Origin of the sequence: Veillonella orientalis, from assembly GCF_018406505.1 — a bacterium.
In the GTDB taxonomy this organism is placed as follows: Bacteria; Bacillota; Negativicutes; order Veillonellales; family Veillonellaceae; genus Veillonella; species Veillonella nakazawae.
This window is the reverse complement of the sequence record NZ_AP022322.1, coordinates 591,443-613,107: the sequence shown is the minus strand read 5'-3', so window position 1 is coordinate 613,107 and position 21,665 is coordinate 591,443. Positions and strand designations below refer to the sequence as shown.

The following is a 21,665-nucleotide window of genomic DNA, read 5'->3' as shown; positions in this document are numbered from 1 at the left end:
ACTATTCTCCATCCTCAGCATTGCCAAAACCTGCAAAAGGTTCTTCAGCTGCTTGAGTTTCACTCTTAATATCGATTTTCCAGTTAGTTAATTTGGCTGCTAATCGAGCATTTTGACCAGCTTTACCAATTGCTAAGGATAATTGATAATCAGGAACTACAACGTAAGAGGATTTTTCTTCTTCACTTACATCAACAGATACAACCTTTGCTGGACTCAAAGAGTTTGCGATATAAATTGCTGGATCTTCATCCCATTTAACGATATCAATCTTTTCATCATGTAACTCATCAACGATATGTTGTACACGTTGACCTTTAGGACCTACGCAAGCACCTACTGGGTCAACATTTTCATCGCGGCTATAAACAGCAATCTTAGAACGCATACCTGGCTCACGAGCTACAGATTTAAGCTCTACCACACCTTCATAAATTTCTGGTACCTCTAATTCAAAGAGGCGTTTTAATAAACCAGGATGTGTGCGGGAAATCATGATTTGAGGCCCTTTCGTAGTTTTCTTAACCTCTACGATATAGCATTTAATACGATCTCCTTCGCGATATGTTTCTGTAGCAATTTGCTCAGTAGGAGGCAAGATTGCTTCTGTTTTACCTAAATTGATAAATACATTTTTACCTTCAACACGTGTAATAACGCCAGTAATGATATCGCCTTCACGGCTATAGTATTCTTCATATACTACGCTGCGTTCAGCCTCTTTCAAACGTTGAATAAGCATTTGTTTTGCAGTATGGGCAGCACTACGGCCAAAGTTAGCTGGAGTAACATCGACTTCTACTACGTCGCCAACTTCAAAACGTTTGTCAATTTTGCGCGCTTCTAACAAGCTAATTTCTGTTTCTGGCAATTCCACAGTTTCCACTACTTGTTTTTTAGCCATTACTTTATAAACGCCTGTTTCACGGTCAATCACAACGTACGCATCTGGATTAGATGTAGGTTCTTTGCGATATGCTTGCAACAATGCAGCCTCTAAGGATTCAAAAATAACCTCAGGAGCAAAACCTTTTTGCTTTGTAAGCACCATTACCGCTTGAATTAATTCTTGACTCACTCGTATGCCTCCATATATTAAAAATCAAGATGTAATCGAATTTGTGCGATGGCAGACCGTTCGAATGTCATGCTTTCACCATTGATAGTAAAATCGATAGTTGTGTCTGTAAAACCTTCTAATACACCAGTAAATTGCTTACTGCCATTAATCGGTTTAAATAGCTGGATATCAACATCACGACCATTATAGCGAACCAAATCCTTATCCTTCTTAAGAACTCGATCTAGGCCTGGAGAAGATACTTCCAATAAATAGTTTTCCGTAATTGGATCTTTTTCGTCGAGCACAGCACTTAGTTTTTCGCTAACCAACTGGCAGTCATCCAAATCTACACCACCTGGTTTGTCGAGATAGACACGTAAATACCAATCGCGTTCACGAACGTAATCTACATCGACTAGTTCCATTTCGGTGCCGGCTATAATACCTTCAACTACAGAGGATACAAATTCCTCTACTGCTTCTCTCTTCATAGCCATCGCCTCCTTTATTACTACATCTTGTATATATCTCTTGATTACAAACACCTTAAAATTAGGCTAATCATAAATGAAAGAGTGGACATAAGCCCACTCTTTTAAAAGATTTATATAAAAGTCATATATAGTATATCACATTTACTGTGTATATACAAATTCTACGCTTTATTATGGGCTTTAATCAAACATTCCCACTTAGATTATTTCATATAATATAAAATAACTCAAAAAATAGCATAGTCACACTTTACAATTATTAGTCAACCCGCTCATTTAACCCTTTTAATATAGGACCTAGATGCTCACGAAGAACAGCGGTTAAATCAACTAAATTTTTAGCATCTAAATGATGGTCTATTTCAGGATAGTTTTTATAACGAAGCTCTGCAAAGTACTCATCACGTAATTCGTTATAATATAGCAATAATCCAGTACATTCATCCATCTTACGATATTCACCGATAATAAAAGAACCATTAATCATCCGAATTCCGTGAGCTGGATCAACATCACATATAAAACCTTCCAATTCTTTAGGCATGACCTCGGAAAAATCCCATTCAGGTATGCCTCGGCGACGGTATGTAAAGGTAAAGTTATTTGCTGGCTCGATTAACATATTAGTTAAACCTTTGACACAGCGATCTTGTAACCCCTTCCAGAACGATTCTAAATCAGCACGCACAAAGGAAATATCCACAAAGGAAAAGAGTGGCATTTCAATATGAACCGTATAGTCCTCTACCTCTTTATCATATAAGGCAGACCATCGCCACCCTAGATCATTTTGATAATGGAAAATAGGTACCTTTAATACCTCTTTACCTGCTGCAAGGCGTTCAAGTAGCGCAGTGTAATCAGATTCATTGGATGCTACTAAAGTAAATCCGCCAATCTGCTGAGGCAACCATGAATAATCTAATGCTTTACAAGCTTCAATAATCGTTTCCATATAATGCCTCATATTTCTGTTGATACTGTAAAACAGCTTTTACATAGCTACGTGTTTCTGGAAATGGTATAGTATCAACCATGCCATTCCATTTGTTCTCATTAATCCAGGATTCAACATGGCCGCGTCCCGCATTATACGCAGCTAACGCCTGCACCTCATCGCCATTAAATTCTTTTAACAAATGGCCTAGATACCATGTTCCTAACTCAATATTTGTTTCAGGCTCTTTTAGCTGACGATCTGTATAATTTCCATGACCAACTTGTTGAGCAACCCAACGCGCTGTATCTGGCATGAGTTGCATCAATCCAAGAGCACCTGTTTCAGACTCAGCAGTATTCTTATATTTACTTTCAGCTAAGATAACACTAGCTACCAAGGACGGTGGAACCTGTTCCTTCTCAGCTGCAGCCATCACTACATCTCTATAGTTAAAGGGGTATGCCACTTGACGCGCTAAAGGATCATCTAAATGAGCAAAATAAAACCACCCAAGTACGACGCACGATAACGCCGTTGCCGTTGCACGTTTCATAAATCCCCCTTTCCTTACATAATTCTTATAAATTTTACTATTTGCTACAGTATAGTGATACACCAAATAATAGATTTCTATTATACAAAATTTTATGGGGTTATTATACCATTTAATCTTAAATTTTATATACAAAAATTAGTACATAACAGACTATTATTTTGATTCTCGTAAAATTGGCTCAATATGTTCTTCCCAAATACTATTCAAGCGTGCTAATAAATCACAAGGTGTACCATTATTATCAATTATTAGATCTGCAAAAGATCGTTTATCGTCAAGACGCATTTGACTATTGATGCGAGCCAAAGCATCCTCTCTGGTATATCCATTGCGACTCATTAAGCGATCTATCTGAGTAGGCTCGTTTACATAAACAAGCCATACCTCATCCATCATGGTAAACCATTCCCCCTCTATGAGTAATGGAATATCATAGATTAAAATCGGTGTATTAACCGATTCATATTGAGACGTTAGTTCCAAAATACGATTACGAATATGCGTTTTTAAACAGCCATTTAACAATTGTCGTTTTTCTTCATTGTGAAAGACAATAGCGCCCAATGCTTCACGATTTAATGTACCATCATCATGCAGTACATTAGAACCAAAGGCATCTACAATTGCTTCTAAACCTTCAGTACCAGGCTCTACTACTTCACGAGCGACGATATCTGCATCGATATAAGGTATTCCTTTGTCCTTAAAATAGGTAAGGACTGTACTCTTGCCCGATGCAATACCACCAGTTAATCCTATTTTAAACATATATACCTTCTATTTTTAATAAACTAATATTAAGAAGCCATTATTTAACTAACGCCCAATTTTCCGCATGATGTACATCTACAATAAGAGGTACTTGTAACTCCACAACAGATTGCATAGTCGTACGTAATAATTCTTCTACTGCTTCTAATTCAGAGTTCACCACTTCTAATACAAGTTCGTCATGTACCTGTAATAAAAGACGAGATGTAAAGTTTCCTTCTTCTAGCTTTTTCTCGACTTGGTTCATAGCCAACTTAATAATATCTGCCGCAGTACCTTGAATTGGTGTGTTCATTGCCGTACGTTCTGCAAAAGAGCGACGGTTAAAGTTACGGCTGTTAATATCAGGCAATTCACGTTGACGGCCGAACATAGTGCGAACCTTACCAGTTTCATGAGCCTCTTGCACCATGCGATCCATATACTCTTTAACCTTCGGATAACGGCTAAAGTATAAATCAATATAGTTTTTAGCTTCACCCCGTGTAATACCGAGGTCACGAGATAAGCCAAAATCAGAAATACCGTAAATGATACCAAAGTTAATCGCCTTCGCATGGGAACGTTCTTCACTCGTAACGTCCTCTTGAGATTTTCCTAGTACCTCCGCCGCAGTAAAACGGTGAATATCCTTACCGTCAACAAAGGCTTTGATTAAAGCTTCATCACCTGAAAGATGTGCTAAAATACGTAACTCAATTTGAGAATAATCGGCACTAACTAATGTATCGTACCCTGCACCTGGATAGAATAAGGCACGAATTTCTCTACCCTTTTCAGTACGGACAGGAATATTTTGTAAGTTAGGGTCAGAAGAGCTAAGACGTCCTGTAGCCGTAACCATTTGATTAAAGGTCGTATGAATACGCTTAGTCTTATCATTAATAAGAACCGCCAAGCCTTCACAATAGGTAGATACTAATTTTGCTACTGAACGGTATGCCAATATTTTCTCTACAATCGGACTTTCATGACGAAGCATATCAAGTACTTCTGCATCTGTAGAATAGCCAGTCTTAGTTTTCTTAATGATTGGTAAGTTCATCTTTTCAAACAAGATAACACCCAATTGTTTAGGCGAGTTAATATTGAAAGTTTCCCCTGCGATATCGTAAATCTCTTGCTGTACTTGTGCTAGTTCCTCTTTAAAACGAGCCGTAGTTTCAGCTAATTTTTCTGTATCAATATAAATGCCATTTTTCTCCATTACTACTAAAGTATGAATCAATGGCAACTCAATTGTTTCATATAGAGACCAAAGCTCTTCACGGCGTGCAGATTCACAAGCTACTTCGTTCATAGCGAGTAAAGCTTTTACCATAGATACGCATTCTACATCTACACTACCACTAGCAATGCTTGGCACGGAGAAACGTTCCGTTAAATATAGATAACCATAGTTAGTACGCGTAGGATCTAACAAGTACGCAAGAAGAGACATATCATGGACACGAGCAGTTTTATCATCGTTAAATAAAGAAATCTCGGCTGGTGCATCTTCACCAAAGGCTTCAATAATCTCTTTAGTTTGAGTAGTAACGATAGCATTTGCCCCTTGTAAAACCGCTAATACAGCTTTAGTATCATCTGTTTTTACAATAGTATCACCATTAGATAAATACACATTCGTTACTGTTCTAAATGGGGTTTTACCATCTAGCACAACATGTATTGCCACCGTTTTATCTGTATAGAAATCAGAGGTTAAAGCCTTAGCATCTGCTAAATCATCTAGAGAAATTTCCTCTTGTGGAGCAAATAAAGAACCAGGATCACCAAAATCAGCTTCCTCTCCGCCCATTACTTGTACGATACGAGGCGTTAATTTAGTAAATCCCAAGGTTTCGAATAAAGGCTGTACCTCAGAGGTATGGAAATTTTGTACAAAATCTTCAACCTTGTAAGATAAGTCCATATCTGTCTTAATGGTTGCTAATTCACGAGATAAAAACGCTAAGTCTTTATTTTCTACGAGTCGCTCTTTTAATTTCTTACCAGAAATATCTTCAATATGATCATATACAGACTCAAGATCACCGTATTCTGTAATCAATTTAAGGGCCGTTTTTTCACCTACACCTGGTACACCTGGAATATTATCAGAGGAATCACCCATAAGAGCTTTCATTTCGATAACCTTATCAGGACCATAGCCATAGAGTTCTTCCATGTTATCAAGAGTAACCTCTAACATATCAGAAATACCTTTTTTAGTTAAGAACACGTGACTATGCTCTGTAACGAGCTGGAGATTATCGCGGTCACCAGTAATAATTTGAACAGCCATCTCTGGTTTACCAAATTTCTTACTTAAAGATCCTAGGATATCGTCCCCTTCAAAGCCTTCTTCTTCAATAACACAAATACCTAAGGCTTTTAATACATCTTGAATAAGACTAAATTGAGGGCGTAAATCCTCTGGTGCATCTGGACGATTACCTTTATATTCGCTGTACATTTCAGTACGGAACGTCTGACGCCCTTTATCAAAAGCTACGGCAATATAATCAGGATTGATTTCTTCATACAATTTGATGAGCATTGTTAAAAAACCATACACCGCATTCGTTGGAGTCCCCAAAGCAGACTTCAACGGTGGTAACGCAAAAAATGCACGGAATAACAAACTACTGCCATCTATAATCATTAATTTTTTCATAATACACCTCGCTTAATTCTATCCTTTATTATAACATAAGGGAGCTAACTAACTTTTAAAATCAAAATAATTAACTAATTACAACGCTAGCAAATATATTAATAATCTTGATTTTATAAAACAGACTTATATGCTATAGTTAAAGAACAGTAGAAAATGTTTTATACTTCATACTAATAAGGAAAATATTGGGCTGAAAAGTCCTTGCGTATCAATATGTGGTATGATATAATCATTCAGGTATAAGAAACGATTTTTAAGGAGGTGACTCAATTGCCAAACATTAAATCCAGTATTAGAAGCGTAAAAACGGATGCTGAACGTCGTGCGAAAAACGCCGCTGTAAAATCTCAAATCCGTACAGCAAGTCGTAAAACCGTAGAAGCTGTTCAAGCAGGCGCAGTAGAAGAAGCAAAACAAGCACTTGTTCATGCTACTAGCGTAATTGATAAAGCAGCCTCCAAAGGTGTACTTCATAAAAACACTGCAGCTCGCAAAAAATCCAACCTTGCAGCTAAAGTAAACGCTTTATAATTTTAAAAGCAAGTAAGACAGTCTCTCGGATTTCCGTTGAGGCTGTTTTTTTATGCCCTTTTTTATATAATGATTGTTTCGTTTTTTATACAGTTATATTTTATTACGCCCTATGGGCAGATTAGAGGACTATTACTATGAGAACACTATTATTAATGCGTGGTGCTCCTGCTAGTGGTAAGTCTCAGTGGATTCGTGACAACAATCTTGAGGCTTACACCTTAGAAGCCGATCATTTCCGTATGCTATTACGCAGCCCTTCCCTTGGTGAAAACGGCTGGTATATTTCACAAGAGGATAATGGTCCGGCCTGGGAACTCCTATTAGATTGCTTAGAGAAACGAATGAGCAATGGCGACTTTGTCGTTTTAGATGCTACCCACACTACATCTAAAGCTGTTAATGCATATAAAGAATTGCTTAACAAATATAAATATACTGTATATTACTACGAACCAGATACCTCATTAGAAGAATGTTTAGCTCGTAATGCTACACGAACAGATTACAAACGAGTACCTGAGCAAGTTATACAACGCATGCACAAGATGATTAAAACAACTACATTACCAAAATTTTGTAGGAAAATAAATTCTATCGATGAAATCAACAATTACTTTACTGTAAATTTAACGAATCGATATGAACGAGTGCGTGTCATCGGTGATATTCACGGCTGTTACACGGCATTACAACAAGCTATCACTCCATGGGATGAAAAAACACTGTATATCTTTTGTGGCGACTATTTGGAGCGCGGTATTGAAAATAAAGAAATGATGTACGAAATGATGCGTCTTAGTACATTGCCTAATACGATTATGTTGGAAGGTAATCACGAACGACATATTGCAAACTTTGCATTCAATTCAAACTTAGATCATTCCAAACGATTTATGAAAGAAGTAGTGGCACCTATCGTAAAAGATATGACGAAAAAAGATGTAGAATCACTTCAACGAGAATTACGCCTCTTTTATAAATCACTTCGTCAATGCTATCCTTTCAGCTTTCATGGCAAAAAATATTTAGTATCCCATGCTGGTCTTTCCTATGTACCTAACATGACCTTTATAGCTACCTCTACCTTTATAAATGGTTTTGGAGCTTACGAAACAGATATTGCTAAAATATATGATACAAATTATGAAAAAGGAATGTGTCAGGACTTTATTCAAATTCATGGTCATCGCGGTGTTCCGGATGGTAAATGTTCCTTCTGCTTAGAAGGAGAAGTAGAGTTTGGTGGAGAACTCAAATACATTGATATTACTGCAGATGCTTTTACTAAAAATGGTATTAAAAATGATGTGTACGATAAAGAGTACATGCGCCATGAATACCAAAACATGACACAACATGTCATTTTCACGCAAAATGAAGATATTAATATTTTAGGTAATTCTAAATTAGTAAAAGTAAAAAAATGCTCCCCTAACCTATATTCCTTGAACTTTACCTCACGTGTATTCCACAAACGATTATGGAATGAAAATACAGTACAGGCTCGAGGGTTATTTGTTGATCGTATGACAGGAGATGTGAAATTACGTAGTTATAATAAATTCTTTAATCTCAATGAACGACCAGAAACTGAGTTAAATAATTTAGCTAATACTCTCTCCTTCCCTGTAGAAATTCGAACTAAAGAAAATGGATACCTCGCTATTCTTGGTGTTATTAATGATGAGTTAGTCTTTGCTTCTAAATCTACTACAGAAGGTATGCACGTAGATCTGTTTAAAAATTTATTCCAAAAACTACCTACAAGCTTACAAGAAGAAATCAAAGAGTTATTAAAACGTAATAGCTGTTCTATGATGTTTGAAGTCATTAGTCAAGAAGATACACATATTATAAAATATGACCAAGACCATCTTTATGTACTTGATATGATTCAAAATACGTTAGATGTAAATGGCAAGCATATTGATGTATCTTTCTCTAGGGAGCGACTAGCAGAACTAGATTCCATCCTTAAAAAGTATGACACTCAGTTAATATCTATTGTAAAAACAATTCAACAAGTTAATACAATGGACGAACTGAATAGCATCATAAATAAGGAACTTAATTCACATCATGAGTCTGAAGGATTTGTACTAGTTGATAGCAATGGCTTTATGACAAAATTTAAAGGTCCTTATTATAATACTTGGAAGCACCGACGTAACCGGATTCTAGAACCATATCAACAAAATGGTAAAATTCCTTACGAAAACTGTAAAAACGAAGATGATAGAAAATTTGCAGATTTCTTGAGTACACTAGAATATGATGTAGTTTGTAAATCCACCTTACTAAATATAAAAGAAATGATGGAGCGTAAAGGCTTGCTATAATTAAATAAGAAATATACTTCTATAAAGTAAAAAAACGATCAACTTATGATGTACATAAGTTGGTCGTTCTTTATGATGTAACTAACTATTTTAAAGATACTACCAGTTAAAACTATTTATTTTTAACTGGTAGTATCTCATATATAGCATATTATTTTGTTATTTTGAAATTATATCAGTGTCGTACATAGGTAATAATATAGATTCTGAACCTAAAAGTACAAAAAACATATTAGAAAATTATTTACTAAGTTTCTCTAAGAATGATGTTCCAATGCCCCATTGTTTCAGACCAAAGTTTTCTAATATAGTTTCCCCAATATCAGCAAAGGTTTTTCTATCGCCAAGGTCTATGGGGCCATCAATACGTGGACTATAACCAAGAATTGGTACTAATTCACGAGTATGATCGGTTCCCTTCCAAGTTGGATCGTTTCCATGGTCAGCGGTGATGAGTAGTAAATCGTCATCATTCAGTAATTGCAATAAGCCGCCTAGTTGGTAATCAAAGTCCTCAATAGCCCGTTTGTATCCATCTACATTTCTGCGATGACCATATAAGCTATCAAATTCAACAAGGTTAACCATCATTAGACCATGCTCAAAAGAGGAGCCAAGTAAGTATGGAACCATATTCATGCCATGGGAATTAGTCTTTGTTGGATAGCTTTCATCCCATCCTACATGGGCATAAATATCTCCGATTTTCCCAACGGCTACGGTTGGTACACCTGCATCTTGTAACTCTTGTTGTACCATCTTTTTCTCTGGCATACGACTATAATCATGACGATTTGATGTGCGCACAAAACTGCCAAGCTCACCTACGAATGGACGTGCAATAATACGGCCCACATAATAGTCATCAATACATACCTTATCACGGGTAATTTGGCATATACGATATAGTTCCTCTAGAGGGATCACATCCTCATGGGCGGCAATTTGGAATACTGAATCTGCCGAGGTATATACAATAGGGTTACCTGTTTTGATGTGCTCTGCTCCTAGACGTTCAATAATTTCTGTACCGGATGCGACTTCATTACCTAAATATCCATAGCCAGTTTCCTTTGTGAAAGTATCCATTAATTCTTTAGGAAAACCTTCGTAAAAGGTTGGGAATGGAACAGTAACGGGATGCCCCATCATCTCCCAATGACCACTAGTCGTATCTTTACCAGTACTGAGCTCAGCCATGCGACCAAAGGCACCTTTAATACTTTCACCAGTATCAGAAATATCAGCAATGCGACCTAAGCCAATAGATTTTAAATTAGGACAATGAATCTGGCCTGCCACCGATTCAATATGGCCTAAAGTATTAGAACCTTCATCACCAAATTTTGCAACATCAGTAGCGTGACCGATTCCAACAGAGTCCATAACTAATAGGATAATTCGTTTAAACATATATCCTCCTATTACGTAATACTATTTGAGGTACGGCATAGCAAGCATAAGGGCTGCCAAAGATTTACTATCCTTAATTTGCTCACCCTTAATAGCCTCTAATAATTCAGGCAAAGTAAAATACTCAAGCTCTACATATTCGTCGGGATCCCAATTAGTTTCACCCATAGTAAGATCTTTCGCTAAATATAAATGTAGCACTTCATTACAGAAACCAGGACTTGTTGCAATAGTACCTAATGGAATCCACTCGTTAGCACGATATCCTGTCTCCTCTGCTAACTCACGTTTAGCACAAGTTAGAGGCTCTTCATTAGGATCGAGTTTACCTGCTGGAATTTCAAGCAAAGGCTGTTGCAAGGCATAACGGAACTGACGCTCCATTACAATTTTATTATCTTCTGTAACAACTACAATCGCTGTTGCACCAGGATGATGAACCACCTCTCGCCACGCTTCATTACCATTAACATCAGCTATATCATAAGTGACTTTAATTAGTTTACCATCAAACTTCATCTCGCTAGATTTTTGTATTTCTTTGCTAATTGCCATATATAATTCCTCGTATATAAAATGATTGTTACCTTATAAAACCTACTCTTCATTATAACACAAATTATGTGCACAAAAATAAGGTTCCAATAGTCATAACTAGACACGATACTCTAGACCAAAAGATCACCAAAATCACTTTTTCTGGTTATTTAATCGATGGATTGCTGTTAGAATCTAAGTCTTTCTGTTCTACATGTTGGTAATATCTTTCACCTGATGATGTAATTACAATACATGCATCCTAGTGAATCGATAATGAATTTAAAAAATTTTATTAGAAAAAGCCGCCCAACTTTAGTTGAGCGGCTTTCATCATTCTATTCAGAATTATATGTAGTTTACATTGTGCCAGTGCTACCGATACCACCAGTACGTACGCCTGTAGCATCGTCATCGTTAGTAATAAGGTATTTAGAGAAAATACCTTGCGCAACGCGTTCACCTTTTTCAAGGGAAACTGTTTCTTTACCATAATTGAGTAGAGCGATCATGATATGACCTTCGTTATCCTCATTGTTGTAGTAATCGCTATCGATAATGCCAGTGCTATTTACAAGTGCTAGATGGCGTTTAATGGCCATACTAGAACGAATGTGAATGGCAAGGTATTCATCGTATGCCATGAAAGCTTTAATACCTGTTGGCACTAATACTACTTGACCTGGTTCTAAAGTAACAGCTTCAGCGCATTCAATATCATAGCCTGCGCTTTCTGTTGTTTTACGTGTCGGTAAATTGATATCTTGTTCTTCAAAAGCAGAAACTACTTCAAAGCCACGAATATCCATGTAACACCTCTTATTTTAAACAATCTTTACGGGATAAGTTGATACGGCCTTGTTTATCGATTTCGATAACTTTTACCATAATCTCATCGCCTACATTTACTACGTCTTCTACATTTTCAACGCGTTCTTTCGCAAGTTTGGAAATGTGTACAAGACCTTCTTTACCTGGTAATACTTCTACAAAAGCACCGAATGCCATCAAACGAGTTACTTTACCAAGGTATACTGCACCTACTTCAACCTCTTTAGTAAGGTTTTCAATAATTTGTTGTGCTTTAGCAGCACCATCTTGATCTACAGAAGCGATGAATACTGTGCCATCATCTTCGATGTCGATTTTTGCACCTGTTTCGTCAATAATACCACGAATTACTTTACCGCCAGAACCAATTACATCACGAATCTTATCTGGATCAATTTTCATTGTAATAATACGTGGAGCGTATTGAGACATTTGTTGACGTGGTTCAGCAATTGTATCAAGCATAATACCCATAATATGCATGCGGCCTTTATGAGCTTGTTCTAATGCTTCATGAAGAATTTCACGGGATAAGCCGGAAATTTTGATATCCATTTGAATTGCCGTTACACCTTTTGCTGTACCAGCCACTTTAAAGTCCATGTCGCCAAGAGCATCTTCCATGCCTTGGATATCAGTTAAGATTGTGTAGTGTTCACCTTGCGTTACAAGACCCATTGCGATACCAGCTACAGGAGCTTTAATAGGTACACCAGCATCCATCAAGGATAATGTGGAACCACATACGGATGCCATGGAGCTAGAACCGTTAGATTCCAACACTTCAGATACTAAGCGCAATGCATATGGGAATTCTTCTTCACTAGGAATAACAGGTACTAATGCACGTTCAGCCAACGCACCATGACCAATTTCACGACGACCAGGCCCACGGGAGGAACGAGTTTCACCTACGGAGAAGGATGGGAAATTATAGTGGTGAATATAACGTTTTTCTGTTTCTAAACCAATGCCATCAATTGTTTGAGTTTCAGACAATGGTGCTACAGTGGCAACGTTCAATACTTGAGTTTGACCACGTGTAAATAAGCCAGAACCATGTGTACGAGGTAATATACCTGTACGGCAAGAGATAGGACGTACTTCATCAAGTTTACGACCATCTGGACGAATTTTTTCAACAGTAATCATATGACGCACGATTTCTTTTGTCATAGCATCAAATGCTTTATTTACATCCGCCAAGTTATCTGGGTAGATTTCTTCAAAGTGAGATAATACATCGGCACGTACTTCACTTTCTTGAGCATCACGTTGTTGTTTATCTGCACAACGAACTGCTGCATCAAGTTTATCATGACCATAAGCGCGAACTGCATCAGCGATTTCAGCAGGTACGTCTTTGCTTTCGAATACGCGTTTTTCCTTGCCCACTTTAGCTTTCATGTCTTCTTGGAAAGCTACGATTTTTTTGATTTCTTCATGAGCTGCCATGATAACTTCAAGAATAGTTTCTTCTGGAACCTCTTGAGCACCACCTTCAACCATGAGGATAGCATCTTTTGTACCAGCTACAACAATGTTAAGATCTGTTGCTTCTAATTGTTCTTTTGTCGGGTTTACAACAAATTCACCGTTGATACGACCCATGCGAACGCCTGCAATAGGACCATTCCAAGGAATATCAGAAATAGATAAAGCAGCGGAAGCGCCAATCATACCACAGATTGCTGGATCACAATCTTGATCAACGGACATAACTGTTGCTACTACGTGTACTTCATTACGTACACCTTTATCAAATAATGGACGAATAGGACGGTCAATCAAACGGCTATTCAAAATCGCAGATTCAGGTGGACGTGCTTCACGTTTAATGAAGCCACCTGGTAAACGACCAACAGCGTACATTTTTTCTTCATAGTCTACTGTAAGTGGGAAGAAGTCGATATCCTTCGCCTCTTTAGAACCTGTAGCGGTAACGAGTACACGAGTATCACCGTAACCAACCATTACGGCACCGCCAGCTTGTTTTGCAAGTTCCCCAGTCTCGATCGTAAGCGTACGACCAGCTAGGTCCATTTGGAATTGTTCCATTCCTATTCCTCCTAAAAATCTTCTTATATGTATACCTTCTTATTATATATCATCAAGAAAAAATAAGCTATTTTCAATTAATTATAGTATACGTTAGTTCATACTATTATGTTATACTCTAGTTGTTGCTAACTCCTATTCTGGCAACAGAAAGGAGGTGTTGTCGTGATTGAATATCTCATTTCCGGGTTATAGGACAAAAAGTGTTGCTATTTCAGTCCCAAAGATTGGTAAATAGGCGATCATAATTATGCAAATCGCTCCAAACAATAGCATCACCCCAAGTTGGAATAGAGGCTTCTAACCTAGATTGTTCATGTATGGTATGATATATATCAGAAATACTCTTGTTGGTCGGCATAACCTTAAGTATTTCTGCATTAGAAAGCGGGTTCGGTGAGTGCATATAGCACCACCAGAACACCGCTTTTATTCGTCTTTCAATAGACATTCCTCTATGATTACGTAACATAGCGCGTAACTGAGCATTTACGCCACCTTCTATACGATTATTAGTAGCCGGACAGGTACATGTTAATGATGTATCTAAGTAAGTAAACAAACATCTTTTATTGATTAATTTAATTAAGGAATTTTCTGCTTTTATGAGTCGTTCGTGTTTAGGTCGTATCGTACCATTTTCGTCAACGGTCATTTCTGATAGAAATACTCTATGTCGTACTTTCCATGACATAACGTTTTGTACCCACTTTACGGCATGATCTTGTGTGTGTATCGTTAATAAATCCCTTGCAATTCCATATAATTCACGGCCAGCAATCGTTTTAGGACGTATTGTTGTATAGCGTTTTACTTGTTGAAATGCGTGAAATAAGCATCTTTGTAGTTTGGCCTTCGGCCAAACTTTTTTTAATGCCTTTTGAAAGCCGGTACCACCATCGGATACAACTACTGTAGGTGGTGAAATACGTCGTAATAAAGCCTCCCAAGCCTTAGAATGTTCATATCTACAAACATACCAGCCTAAGACATGCGTCTCATTACAACAGATTAAAATGCAAGCATTTCTAGCTAAATAAATACCATCAACAAATACTACGCTACTTGATGATTCAACTTTTGGTGGTAATGGCCAAAGTTCCCAAAACTGTGATGTTTTTCTCCGAAATGAACGTCCATCACCAGCCATATCTAACTGTGTGTGTTTACCAAATAACCAATCCAAAAACATCTGTAAATTATTGTTAGTTTTATTCACTTTATTTGTGAATGAGCAAGAACATTGATTACAATACCAACGTTGAGAACCCGCATTTGTTCTACCATTTTTCTTACAAATGAAACCACAACTAGGGCATCTGACTAGTTTCATAATTATACTCCTTCTAAAAAATATATCTTTCTAGAAAGATAAAACCTTATTTGAGTCAGTAAAATCAAGGGAGTTCAGACTTTTTAGCAACACTTTTTGTCCTATATGTAAAAGTTACTCAAAAAGATAAAATGCCGATAGAGCCAGTATTTAACTACCTCCATCGGCATTAACAGCAACACTTTTTGTCCTATAACCCTCATTTCCCTTATAATCTCTATCATAGGTGGTGTAACTTGCCATTACATCATCAAGTGGCTAGATAGTAGATTTAGATAGCAACTAGCACAATAAAAAAGGACAGAGTTGCCGCTCTGTCCTTTTTTTGTGTTGCCACAATTGAATATCGGCATTCGTTTCCCTTTGCCTAACGTTATTATAACATAGAGAAATAAAATAAAAAAGCCGTCCAAATGATATGTACCCCCTTTACTGGACAACCAGTAAAGGGGGTATTTTCATGAGATATAGTTATGAATTTAAAAGAAAAGCAATTGAATTATTCTATCAAGGTGAATGGCCCAAGACACCTAAAGGTGTGAGGACAGATACATTTCATAGACAAATAAGGGACTGGGTTAAATTAGAACGACTTCATGGTTCAGATATTAATAAATGTCGAGGGACTAATAAGTATTGGTCTCCAAAAGAAAAATTTGAGTTAGTATGCCAAGTTCTTTCAGGTCAAGGTTTAAGATCAGTAGCTATTGTAGCGGGTATTAATTCTGGACAACTGTATCAATGGGTTCATAAATACAAAACTTTGGGATACAATGGTCTTATTAATAAACCTAAAGGACGACCACCAAAGGATTGCAAAATGAAAGTACCTAAGACTATCTCACCTCGAGAGCTCAAAGAGAGTGAATATGAGGAACTCATTCGCTTACGAGCTGAAATTGCTTATATTAAAGCTGAAAATGAAGTCATAAAAAAAGAGATTGCCTTGAGAGAAGAAAAGGAAGCTGCGCGTCTCAAGGCGAAAAAGCAGCGATTATCAAAACGCTCCGCCAACAAGGCTATCAACTAAAGCATCTTTTGAAAGCTATGCCAATGTCCAAATCTACCTATTATTTTGAAATTACTAAAGTAGATCTTGTAGATAAAAGAAATACAGAGCTAAAAGATGAAATTCAAAAGATTTTTACAGAACATAAAGGTCGGTATGGTGTACGCCGTGTATACCAAGAACTTCTTAATCGAGGTTTTGTAGTTAATCATAAACGAGTGCAAAGACTTATGCATAGCATGGGACTCGCAGGAAAGCGACCGAAGGAAAAGTATCACTCTTACAAAGGAAAAGTCGGTAAAGTAGCAGAAAATATCGTCAATAGAGATTTTAGTACAACTGCACCATTACAAAAATGGACTACTGATGTATCTCAATTTAATTTCTCGTGGGGAAAATGCTATTTATCGCCTATTTTAGATATGAATACGAATGAGATTATTGCTTATGACTTAGCATTAAGGCCTAACTTAGAACAGATTTCTCGTATGTTAGAGAAAGCCTTTAAGAAGTTTACTAATCTTTCGGGATTAATCTTCCACTCTGATCAAGGCTGGCAATACCAACATAACTATTTTAGACAAGCACTTAAAGAACATGGCATTATTCAGTCTATGTCTAGAAAAGGAAATTGTTATGATAACTCTGTGATGGAAACCTTTTTTGGTAGATTGAAAACAGAAATATATTATGGTTTTGAAACAGAATATTCATCATTTAATGCTTTTGCAGTAGCAATAGAAGAATACATTAACTATTACAACAACAAAAGGATCCAGAAAAAAACAAAATGGATGCCTCCTGTAAAATACAGGGAAGCATCCATGTGTTTAGGCTAGTAAATAATATGTGTCCAGGAAAATGGGTACATATCAACAGTAGTGCTTTATTTATAACTTTATAGGTTTCTTAATATAGAAATTTACCCAATTCTAATCTTTCTATATATGTCATAAATTCATCAAAAATAAATTACCGCAAAACGTTTATCATACGAATAGAGTTACTATAAGAATTAGCTACTATAATAATCTAGTTACCATAGAAATATAATAAAACAGCTTTATAAATCCTTTACTACATCGGCTAACTTTTCTTTCAAAGCTTCCAATTTTTTGCTCATAAATTCCAATTCGCTCTTAGCTCGTGAATCATCTTCATAGGACAAGAACGAATGCAACACATCAAGTACATCTTGGTTGTCTACAGAAATTATTTCTTTCCAATCTTGTAAAACAGTTTTACGGCCAATACCTTTTACGTGCTTACGATATTCTGTGGGAGTCATATTAAAATGCTTTTTAAAAGCCACATTAAAGGCTTTCACATCGGCAAATCCACAATCACTTGCAATTCTTGCAACAGCCTCATCCGTACTAGCTAATCGAACAGTAGCATCACGGATTCTCAACCGCAATACATACTCAACAAAGGAAATCCCCATTTGTCGTTTAAAAAACTGCGATGTATAAGCAACATTATAGCCCCCAATTTTTGCAATATCCTCTAACTCTATTTTCTGCTCATAATGCTCATCAATATAGGCAATCATATTATCAAAAGATGCCGGTTTTATATCGCCAGGTCTAGCATTTTCGTGAACCTTTTTTATGGGATCAAACTCTCTAAATACATCACCAGCCAAAGCTAAGTAATGGTGTTCTATCCACATTCGATGTACTGGGCTTTCACCTTTAATCATCAATAACATCGTCATAGCAGCATGATGGCGTAAGGTTGTAAAGAATTCATTATGACGCGTACTATCATCTGAACGTAAAATAAATTGATACGTCCCAAAATCAGAATCATACTGTTGGTAAAATTCGTTACCTACATGAGTAACAAAGGCTATAGTATCCTCTTCAAGGGCTAATGTTGCATGCCCTACTTGAGGAGAAATAATTACAACATCAAGAGGTTTCAGCGTAAAAACCTCACCATTGCAACTCATCTCAACGCTACCTTTTAACAAGATAAAAATCTCAGTTTCTGCATGCCAGTTATAATGATATGTACTAACCCTATATATGTTGCTGCTAAACTCTATGTAGTTATGTTTATATGAATAGTCAAAATAGTCCATTATGCCCTATTGCTCCACATACAAAAAGCATCCCTTAATACTCCAAGGGATGCTTTTATTATCATATATTTATTTATCTGCGGTCAACAGAATTTTAGATGACATAAATACATATTATATAAAGACCTATACAGCAGGTAATAGTCCTAGTAGATATACATTAAAGGTATCACCAGGATGTACTTCATGTACACCACGCGGAATACATGCCAATGCATTCACCGTATAGAGGCCTAACATACTGCTACTATTAAAATGGCGGTTAGCCACAAAGCGTGGGACCCCACCACCAAATATGACTTTACCTTGTACGTACCGATCAAAGGCATTACGCTTAAAAATCTCTGAATCCATTACGCAGGCCACGACTGGTGTAGTCCAGTTTGCCAACCCTTTATAGCGTTTTAAGGTCGGTGCTACGATTAGATGCCAACCGTTAAACGCAGCCCCTGGATTACCAGAAAGGCCAAAAATAATTTGACCTTTAGGGGTTACAGCACCATAAGATGCTGCACCAGGACGCATTTGAATGCGCGCATAAATAGATTTAGCTCCTAACTTTTCATAAATAAGAGGCATTGTATCAAATAGCCCTACGGATACGCCGCCAGAGCTAATGATAATATCGGCATCTTCACTGAGCTGTAACACATGATTGATTTCAGACTCTAATTCCTCTGGAGCATCACTGACATGATAGTGCGTAATCTTATGAAAGCCTAAATCCTCCAAGAGTCCACAAATCATAGCTCTATTAGAGTTATAAATTTTACCAGCTGTTAAGCTTTCACCAGGTTCAATCACCTCATGGCCAGAGGTAAGGACTAGCACGCGAGGCATTGCATTGACAGCAATCTCAGTCAACCCCAGACCAGTCAAAACAGTTTGTACCGTAGAGGTTACCTCTGTTCCACGAGGAATCACAATAGTGCCCGCACTACATTCCTCACCTTGAGGGATGATATGATCGCCACATTTGTATTTACCTTGAATTGTGATTGTTGTCCCCGGTTCTCCGGAGCCAACTACCTGTTCTTGCATGATAACAGTATCACATGTATCCGGTATAGGTGCGCCCGTCATAATACGTACTGCATGGCCTAGTGCAACAGGTTGTTCCCATACAACGCCGGCGCCTATAACACCGTCAACAATATACTCATTACAATCCGCGGAAAAGGCAATAGCATACCCATCCATCGCTGATTTCGAAAAGGCCGGTACATCTGTGGGCGCAACGATATCCTCTGCCAACACATATCCCTTAGCAGACTTAACATCAATCATTTCTACTTTATAAACTTGCGTATCTAAGGCCTTCTCCCATAATTGAAGGGCCTCCTCAACAGTAACGACGGCCATTTAAACACCTCATCATTTCCTGTATGTGACGTACTAATCCTGGTACGTCTTGGTCTAACTTGCTAATTTCGATTATAGCTACTCGATCAATAGAATCTGAGATAAGCTCTTCTGTATGTCCTTCTTGCGTAACCTCTATAATAGGGGCAATGCCTTGGGACCTTGTTTCTAGTATAACTATATCCACAGGCATAAACTGTGATATTTCATACAGATTTGATTGTTCTTTAGTGCGTATACGAATCGCTGTTTCATTAGGGCCTGCAATAGCCACCGCATCAGCACCAGCTTTATAAGAAAGGTCTGTATCGGTCCCTTCATGATCCATTTGAAAGCCGTGTTTATCACTCTTTACAACACCTACAGAAAACCCAGCTCGTTGTAACTCAGCTACAAGACGGGTTACTACCGTAGTCTTACCTGTTTTACGTTTTGATGCTACTACACTAATAAGCGGCACACGACGGAACTCATTTTCTGCTAATGCACGAGCCCATTGATAGTCATCATAATGATTTACATTACTTAGCTCCCAATCATAATCACTGGCATCAATAGATTCAACATGACCAATCGTATCAAGGGCATGCTGCAACGATACGTCTTTACCGGCCAGAATAGATGGAAGTAATGATACAATATGAGGTCTATAAATTCCCGCCATAGGTTCTGGCTTACCTCTAGAACCAGTAGGAACTATGACATTCCAATTGTTATGATTCACTTGATATAACCAATCATAATATAAATCCATAGGCATAAATGGCATATCTACAGCCATCACCGCATAGGCAGGACTCATTCCAACAGCTAGAGCACTATAAAGTCCCCCTAGAGGACCACGTCGCTCAACAGAATCCCGAACAATAGAAACTTTTTTCTTCTCATCGTTCGATAACGTATCAATGATATGAGTCTGAATGGCATGTCCTAACTGATCATCATCACCAATGGAGATGATGATATCATCCACATCCGCTTCTAATCCCTTACGAAGTGCATGAGATATGAGGCTTTCACCATTAACCCAAGGTAATAATGCCTTAGGTTGCCCCATGCGAGAACTCAAACCACCAGCCAAAATAATTAAACCTAATTTATCCACGACGTCCTAAACCTCGTTTAACACCTTGGTAAATGAATAGTAAAACAACAATATTTAAAATCCCATCTGGCACCATATAAGAGGCATTATAAATCATGGAGTAAATCCATGGATTTTGACCTTGAGGTGCATAGCTAGCGAACACAACGGCACCGCTCACAACAGTGGCGATCCAGCGCAATGCAATACCAACAATAGAACCTGTAATGAGTCCAGAAATAGAATCTTTGAAGTAACCACATACACCTATAGCACCATAAGCAACTAGATAATCCAATATAATACTTAAATAGTGTACAGATGATTTAAAGCCTAAAATAAAATGTAAAATACCATATACGACGCCAGCAAAAATTCCTCGTGCACCACCCCAACGATAAGCATAAATCATGAGCGGCACTAAAGCTGCAGCCTTAATAGATCCTCCTTGAGGCATATGAAAAATCGTAATAAAGGATAATACTTGAGCAATTGCAATCGCCACACCTGCTTCTGCAAGCATGCGAGTTTTGGACTGACCCATGTCAATCAACCTCCCTTTACCATATATATTAATGTATATAACTTGCATA

General features: G+C 37.5%; 19 protein-coding genes. 4 read left to right on the top strand and 15 right to left on the bottom strand.

The features are described 5' to 3' along the window. Position 1: 1 nt before the first annotated feature. The 6 genes from nusA to polA form a co-directional block, all read right to left on the bottom strand. Positions 2-1,078, bottom strand: coding sequence for a transcription termination factor NusA (nusA, locus tag VEIS1202513_RS02710; RefSeq protein ID WP_178885094.1), 1,077 nt, complete (start codon positions 1,076-1,078; stop codon positions 2-4). A 17-nt stretch (positions 1,079-1,095) separates the two neighbouring features. Further along, entirely contained in the window at positions 1,096-1,554 is a 459-nt protein-coding gene (rimP, locus tag VEIS1202513_RS02705; RefSeq protein WP_039969229.1) for a ribosome maturation factor RimP, read from the bottom strand. 262 nt (positions 1,555-1,816) lie between these two features. Beyond that, positions 1,817-2,512, bottom strand: coding sequence for a hypothetical protein (locus tag VEIS1202513_RS02700; RefSeq protein WP_119209067.1), 696 nt, complete (start codon positions 2,510-2,512; stop codon positions 1,817-1,819). Next, a complete protein-coding gene (locus tag VEIS1202513_RS02695) occupies positions 2,496-3,050 on the bottom strand; it encodes a lytic transglycosylase domain-containing protein (protein WP_005386864.1) in 555 nt (184 codons plus the stop codon). The genes VEIS1202513_RS02700 and VEIS1202513_RS02695 overlap by 17 nt, the downstream gene beginning before the upstream one ends. Positions 3,051-3,206: 156 nt before the next feature. Continuing rightward, positions 3,207-3,821, bottom strand: a complete 615-nt coding sequence (gene coaE, locus VEIS1202513_RS02690; protein WP_213467773.1) for a dephospho-CoA kinase — start codon at positions 3,819-3,821, stop codon at positions 3,207-3,209. Between the two features lie 40 nt (positions 3,822-3,861). After that, positions 3,862-6,483 (bottom strand): DNA polymerase I, encoded by a 2,622-nt coding sequence (gene polA, locus VEIS1202513_RS02685; protein ID WP_213467772.1) that lies wholly within the window; start codon positions 6,481-6,483, stop codon positions 3,862-3,864. A gap of 273 nt (positions 6,484-6,756) precedes the next feature. Here polA and rpsT point away from each other — a divergent pair, with 273 nt between their 5' ends. Together rpsT and VEIS1202513_RS02675 are read left to right on the top strand one after the other, a co-directional pair. Then, the gene (rpsT, locus tag VEIS1202513_RS02680; protein WP_009351773.1) at positions 6,757-7,017 is read left to right on the top strand and encodes a 30S ribosomal protein S20; all 261 of its coding nucleotides are present in this window, start codon (positions 6,757-6,759) and stop codon (positions 7,015-7,017) included. A gap of 137 nt (positions 7,018-7,154) precedes the next feature. Continuing rightward, positions 7,155-9,359 (top strand): RNA ligase, encoded by a 2,205-nt coding sequence (locus VEIS1202513_RS02675; RefSeq protein WP_178885103.1) that lies wholly within the window; start codon positions 7,155-7,157, stop codon positions 9,357-9,359. A 240-nt stretch (positions 9,360-9,599) separates the two neighbouring features. Here the strand turns inward: VEIS1202513_RS02675 and VEIS1202513_RS02670 are convergent, their stop codons facing one another. From VEIS1202513_RS02670 to VEIS1202513_RS02650, 5 genes are all read right to left on the bottom strand, one after another. Further along, positions 9,600-10,772, bottom strand: coding sequence for a phosphopentomutase (locus VEIS1202513_RS02670; protein ID WP_213467771.1), 1,173 nt, complete (start codon positions 10,770-10,772; stop codon positions 9,600-9,602). A gap of 21 nt (positions 10,773-10,793) precedes the next feature. Further along, on the bottom strand, positions 10,794-11,327 hold the full coding sequence (locus tag VEIS1202513_RS02665; protein WP_105085501.1) for an NUDIX hydrolase: 534 nt from the start codon (positions 11,325-11,327) through the stop codon (positions 10,794-10,796). A 341-nt stretch (positions 11,328-11,668) separates the two neighbouring features. Next, positions 11,669-12,118: a dUTP diphosphatase gene (gene dut, locus VEIS1202513_RS02660; RefSeq protein WP_213467770.1), complete on the bottom strand. Its 450-nt coding sequence runs from the start codon at positions 12,116-12,118 to the stop codon at positions 11,669-11,671. Positions 12,119-12,128: 10 nt separating this feature from the next. Continuing rightward, the gene (locus tag VEIS1202513_RS02655; protein ID WP_213467769.1) at positions 12,129-14,198 is read right to left on the bottom strand and encodes a polyribonucleotide nucleotidyltransferase; all 2,070 of its coding nucleotides are present in this window, start codon (positions 14,196-14,198) and stop codon (positions 12,129-12,131) included. A gap of 214 nt (positions 14,199-14,412) precedes the next feature. Beyond that, positions 14,413-15,531 carry an IS1249 family transposase gene (locus VEIS1202513_RS02650; RefSeq protein WP_213466934.1) on the bottom strand — a complete coding sequence of 373 codons (1,119 nt, stop codon included), beginning with the start codon at positions 15,529-15,531 and terminating at the stop codon, positions 14,413-14,415. Positions 15,532-15,991: 460 nt separating this feature from the next. On the opposite strand from VEIS1202513_RS02650, the gene VEIS1202513_RS02645 reads away from it, so the two are divergent. Continuing rightward, positions 15,992-16,561, top strand: coding sequence for a helix-turn-helix domain-containing protein (locus VEIS1202513_RS02645; protein WP_244856214.1), 570 nt, complete (start codon positions 15,992-15,994; stop codon positions 16,559-16,561). Further along, positions 16,525-17,379, top strand: a complete 855-nt coding sequence (locus VEIS1202513_RS02640; RefSeq protein ID WP_244856321.1) for an IS3 family transposase — start codon at positions 16,525-16,527, stop codon at positions 17,377-17,379. Before VEIS1202513_RS02645 ends, VEIS1202513_RS02640 begins: the two co-directional genes overlap by 37 nt. 224 nt (positions 17,380-17,603) lie before the next feature. Here the strand turns inward: VEIS1202513_RS02640 and VEIS1202513_RS02635 are convergent, their stop codons facing one another. The 4 genes from VEIS1202513_RS02635 to thiT form a co-directional block, all read right to left on the bottom strand. Next, complete coding sequence (locus VEIS1202513_RS02635) at positions 17,604-18,626, bottom strand: AraC family transcriptional regulator (RefSeq protein ID WP_213467768.1); 1,023 nt, start codon at positions 18,624-18,626, stop codon at positions 17,604-17,606. Between the two features lie 126 nt (positions 18,627-18,752). Continuing rightward, positions 18,753-19,988 carry a molybdopterin molybdotransferase MoeA gene (locus VEIS1202513_RS02630; protein WP_213467767.1) on the bottom strand — a complete coding sequence of 412 codons (1,236 nt, stop codon included), beginning with the start codon at positions 19,986-19,988 and terminating at the stop codon, positions 18,753-18,755. Continuing rightward, positions 19,969-21,093 carry a molybdopterin-guanine dinucleotide biosynthesis protein B gene (mobB, locus tag VEIS1202513_RS02625; protein ID WP_060924035.1) on the bottom strand — a complete coding sequence of 375 codons (1,125 nt, stop codon included), beginning with the start codon at positions 21,091-21,093 and terminating at the stop codon, positions 19,969-19,971. The genes VEIS1202513_RS02630 and mobB overlap by 20 nt, the downstream gene beginning before the upstream one ends. Continuing rightward, a complete protein-coding gene (gene thiT / locus VEIS1202513_RS02620; protein WP_213467766.1) occupies positions 21,086-21,616 on the bottom strand; it encodes an energy-coupled thiamine transporter ThiT in 531 nt (176 codons plus the stop codon). Before thiT ends, mobB begins: the two co-directional genes overlap by 8 nt. Positions 21,617-21,665 lie beyond the last annotated feature (49 nt).

Excerpts from the sequence above, each read along its gene's own strand:
- VEIS1202513_RS02645 (WP_244856214.1), top strand. The coding sequence starts at position 15,992 with ATGAGATATAGTTATGAATTTAAAAGAAAAGCAATTGAATTATTCTAT.
- VEIS1202513_RS02630 (WP_213467767.1), bottom strand. The coding sequence starts at position 19,988 with ATGGCCGTCGTTACTGTTGAGGAGGCCCTTCAATTATGGGAGAAGGCC.
- VEIS1202513_RS02695 (WP_005386864.1), bottom strand. The coding sequence starts at position 3,050 with ATGAAACGTGCAACGGCAACGGCGTTATCGTGCGTCGTACTTGGGTGG.
- rimP (WP_039969229.1), bottom strand. The coding sequence starts at position 1,554 with ATGAAGAGAGAAGCAGTAGAGGAATTTGTATCCTCTGTAGTTGAAGGT.
- VEIS1202513_RS02650 (WP_213466934.1), bottom strand. The coding sequence starts at position 15,531 with ATGAAACTAGTCAGATGCCCTAGTTGTGGTTTCATTTGTAAGAAAAAT.
- VEIS1202513_RS02635 (WP_213467768.1), bottom strand. The coding sequence starts at position 18,626 with ATGGACTATTTTGACTATTCATATAAACATAACTACATAGAGTTTAGC.
- polA (WP_213467772.1), bottom strand. The coding sequence starts at position 6,483 with ATGAAAAAATTAATGATTATAGATGGCAGTAGTTTGTTATTCCGTGCA.
- VEIS1202513_RS02665 (WP_105085501.1), bottom strand. The coding sequence starts at position 11,327 with ATGGCAATTAGCAAAGAAATACAAAAATCTAGCGAGATGAAGTTTGAT.
- VEIS1202513_RS02670 (WP_213467771.1), bottom strand. The coding sequence starts at position 10,772 with ATGTTTAAACGAATTATCCTATTAGTTATGGACTCTGTTGGAATCGGT.
- VEIS1202513_RS02655 (WP_213467769.1), bottom strand. The coding sequence starts at position 14,198 with ATGGAACAATTCCAAATGGACCTAGCTGGTCGTACGCTTACGATCGAG.
- coaE (WP_213467773.1), bottom strand. The coding sequence starts at position 3,821 with ATGTTTAAAATAGGATTAACTGGTGGTATTGCATCGGGCAAGAGTACA.
- VEIS1202513_RS02700 (WP_119209067.1), bottom strand. The coding sequence starts at position 2,512 with ATGGAAACGATTATTGAAGCTTGTAAAGCATTAGATTATTCATGGTTG.
- VEIS1202513_RS02675 (WP_178885103.1), top strand. The coding sequence starts at position 7,155 with ATGAGAACACTATTATTAATGCGTGGTGCTCCTGCTAGTGGTAAGTCT.
- thiT (WP_213467766.1), bottom strand. The coding sequence starts at position 21,616 with ATGGGTCAGTCCAAAACTCGCATGCTTGCAGAAGCAGGTGTGGCGATT.
- dut (WP_213467770.1), bottom strand. The coding sequence starts at position 12,118 with ATGGATATTCGTGGCTTTGAAGTAGTTTCTGCTTTTGAAGAACAAGAT.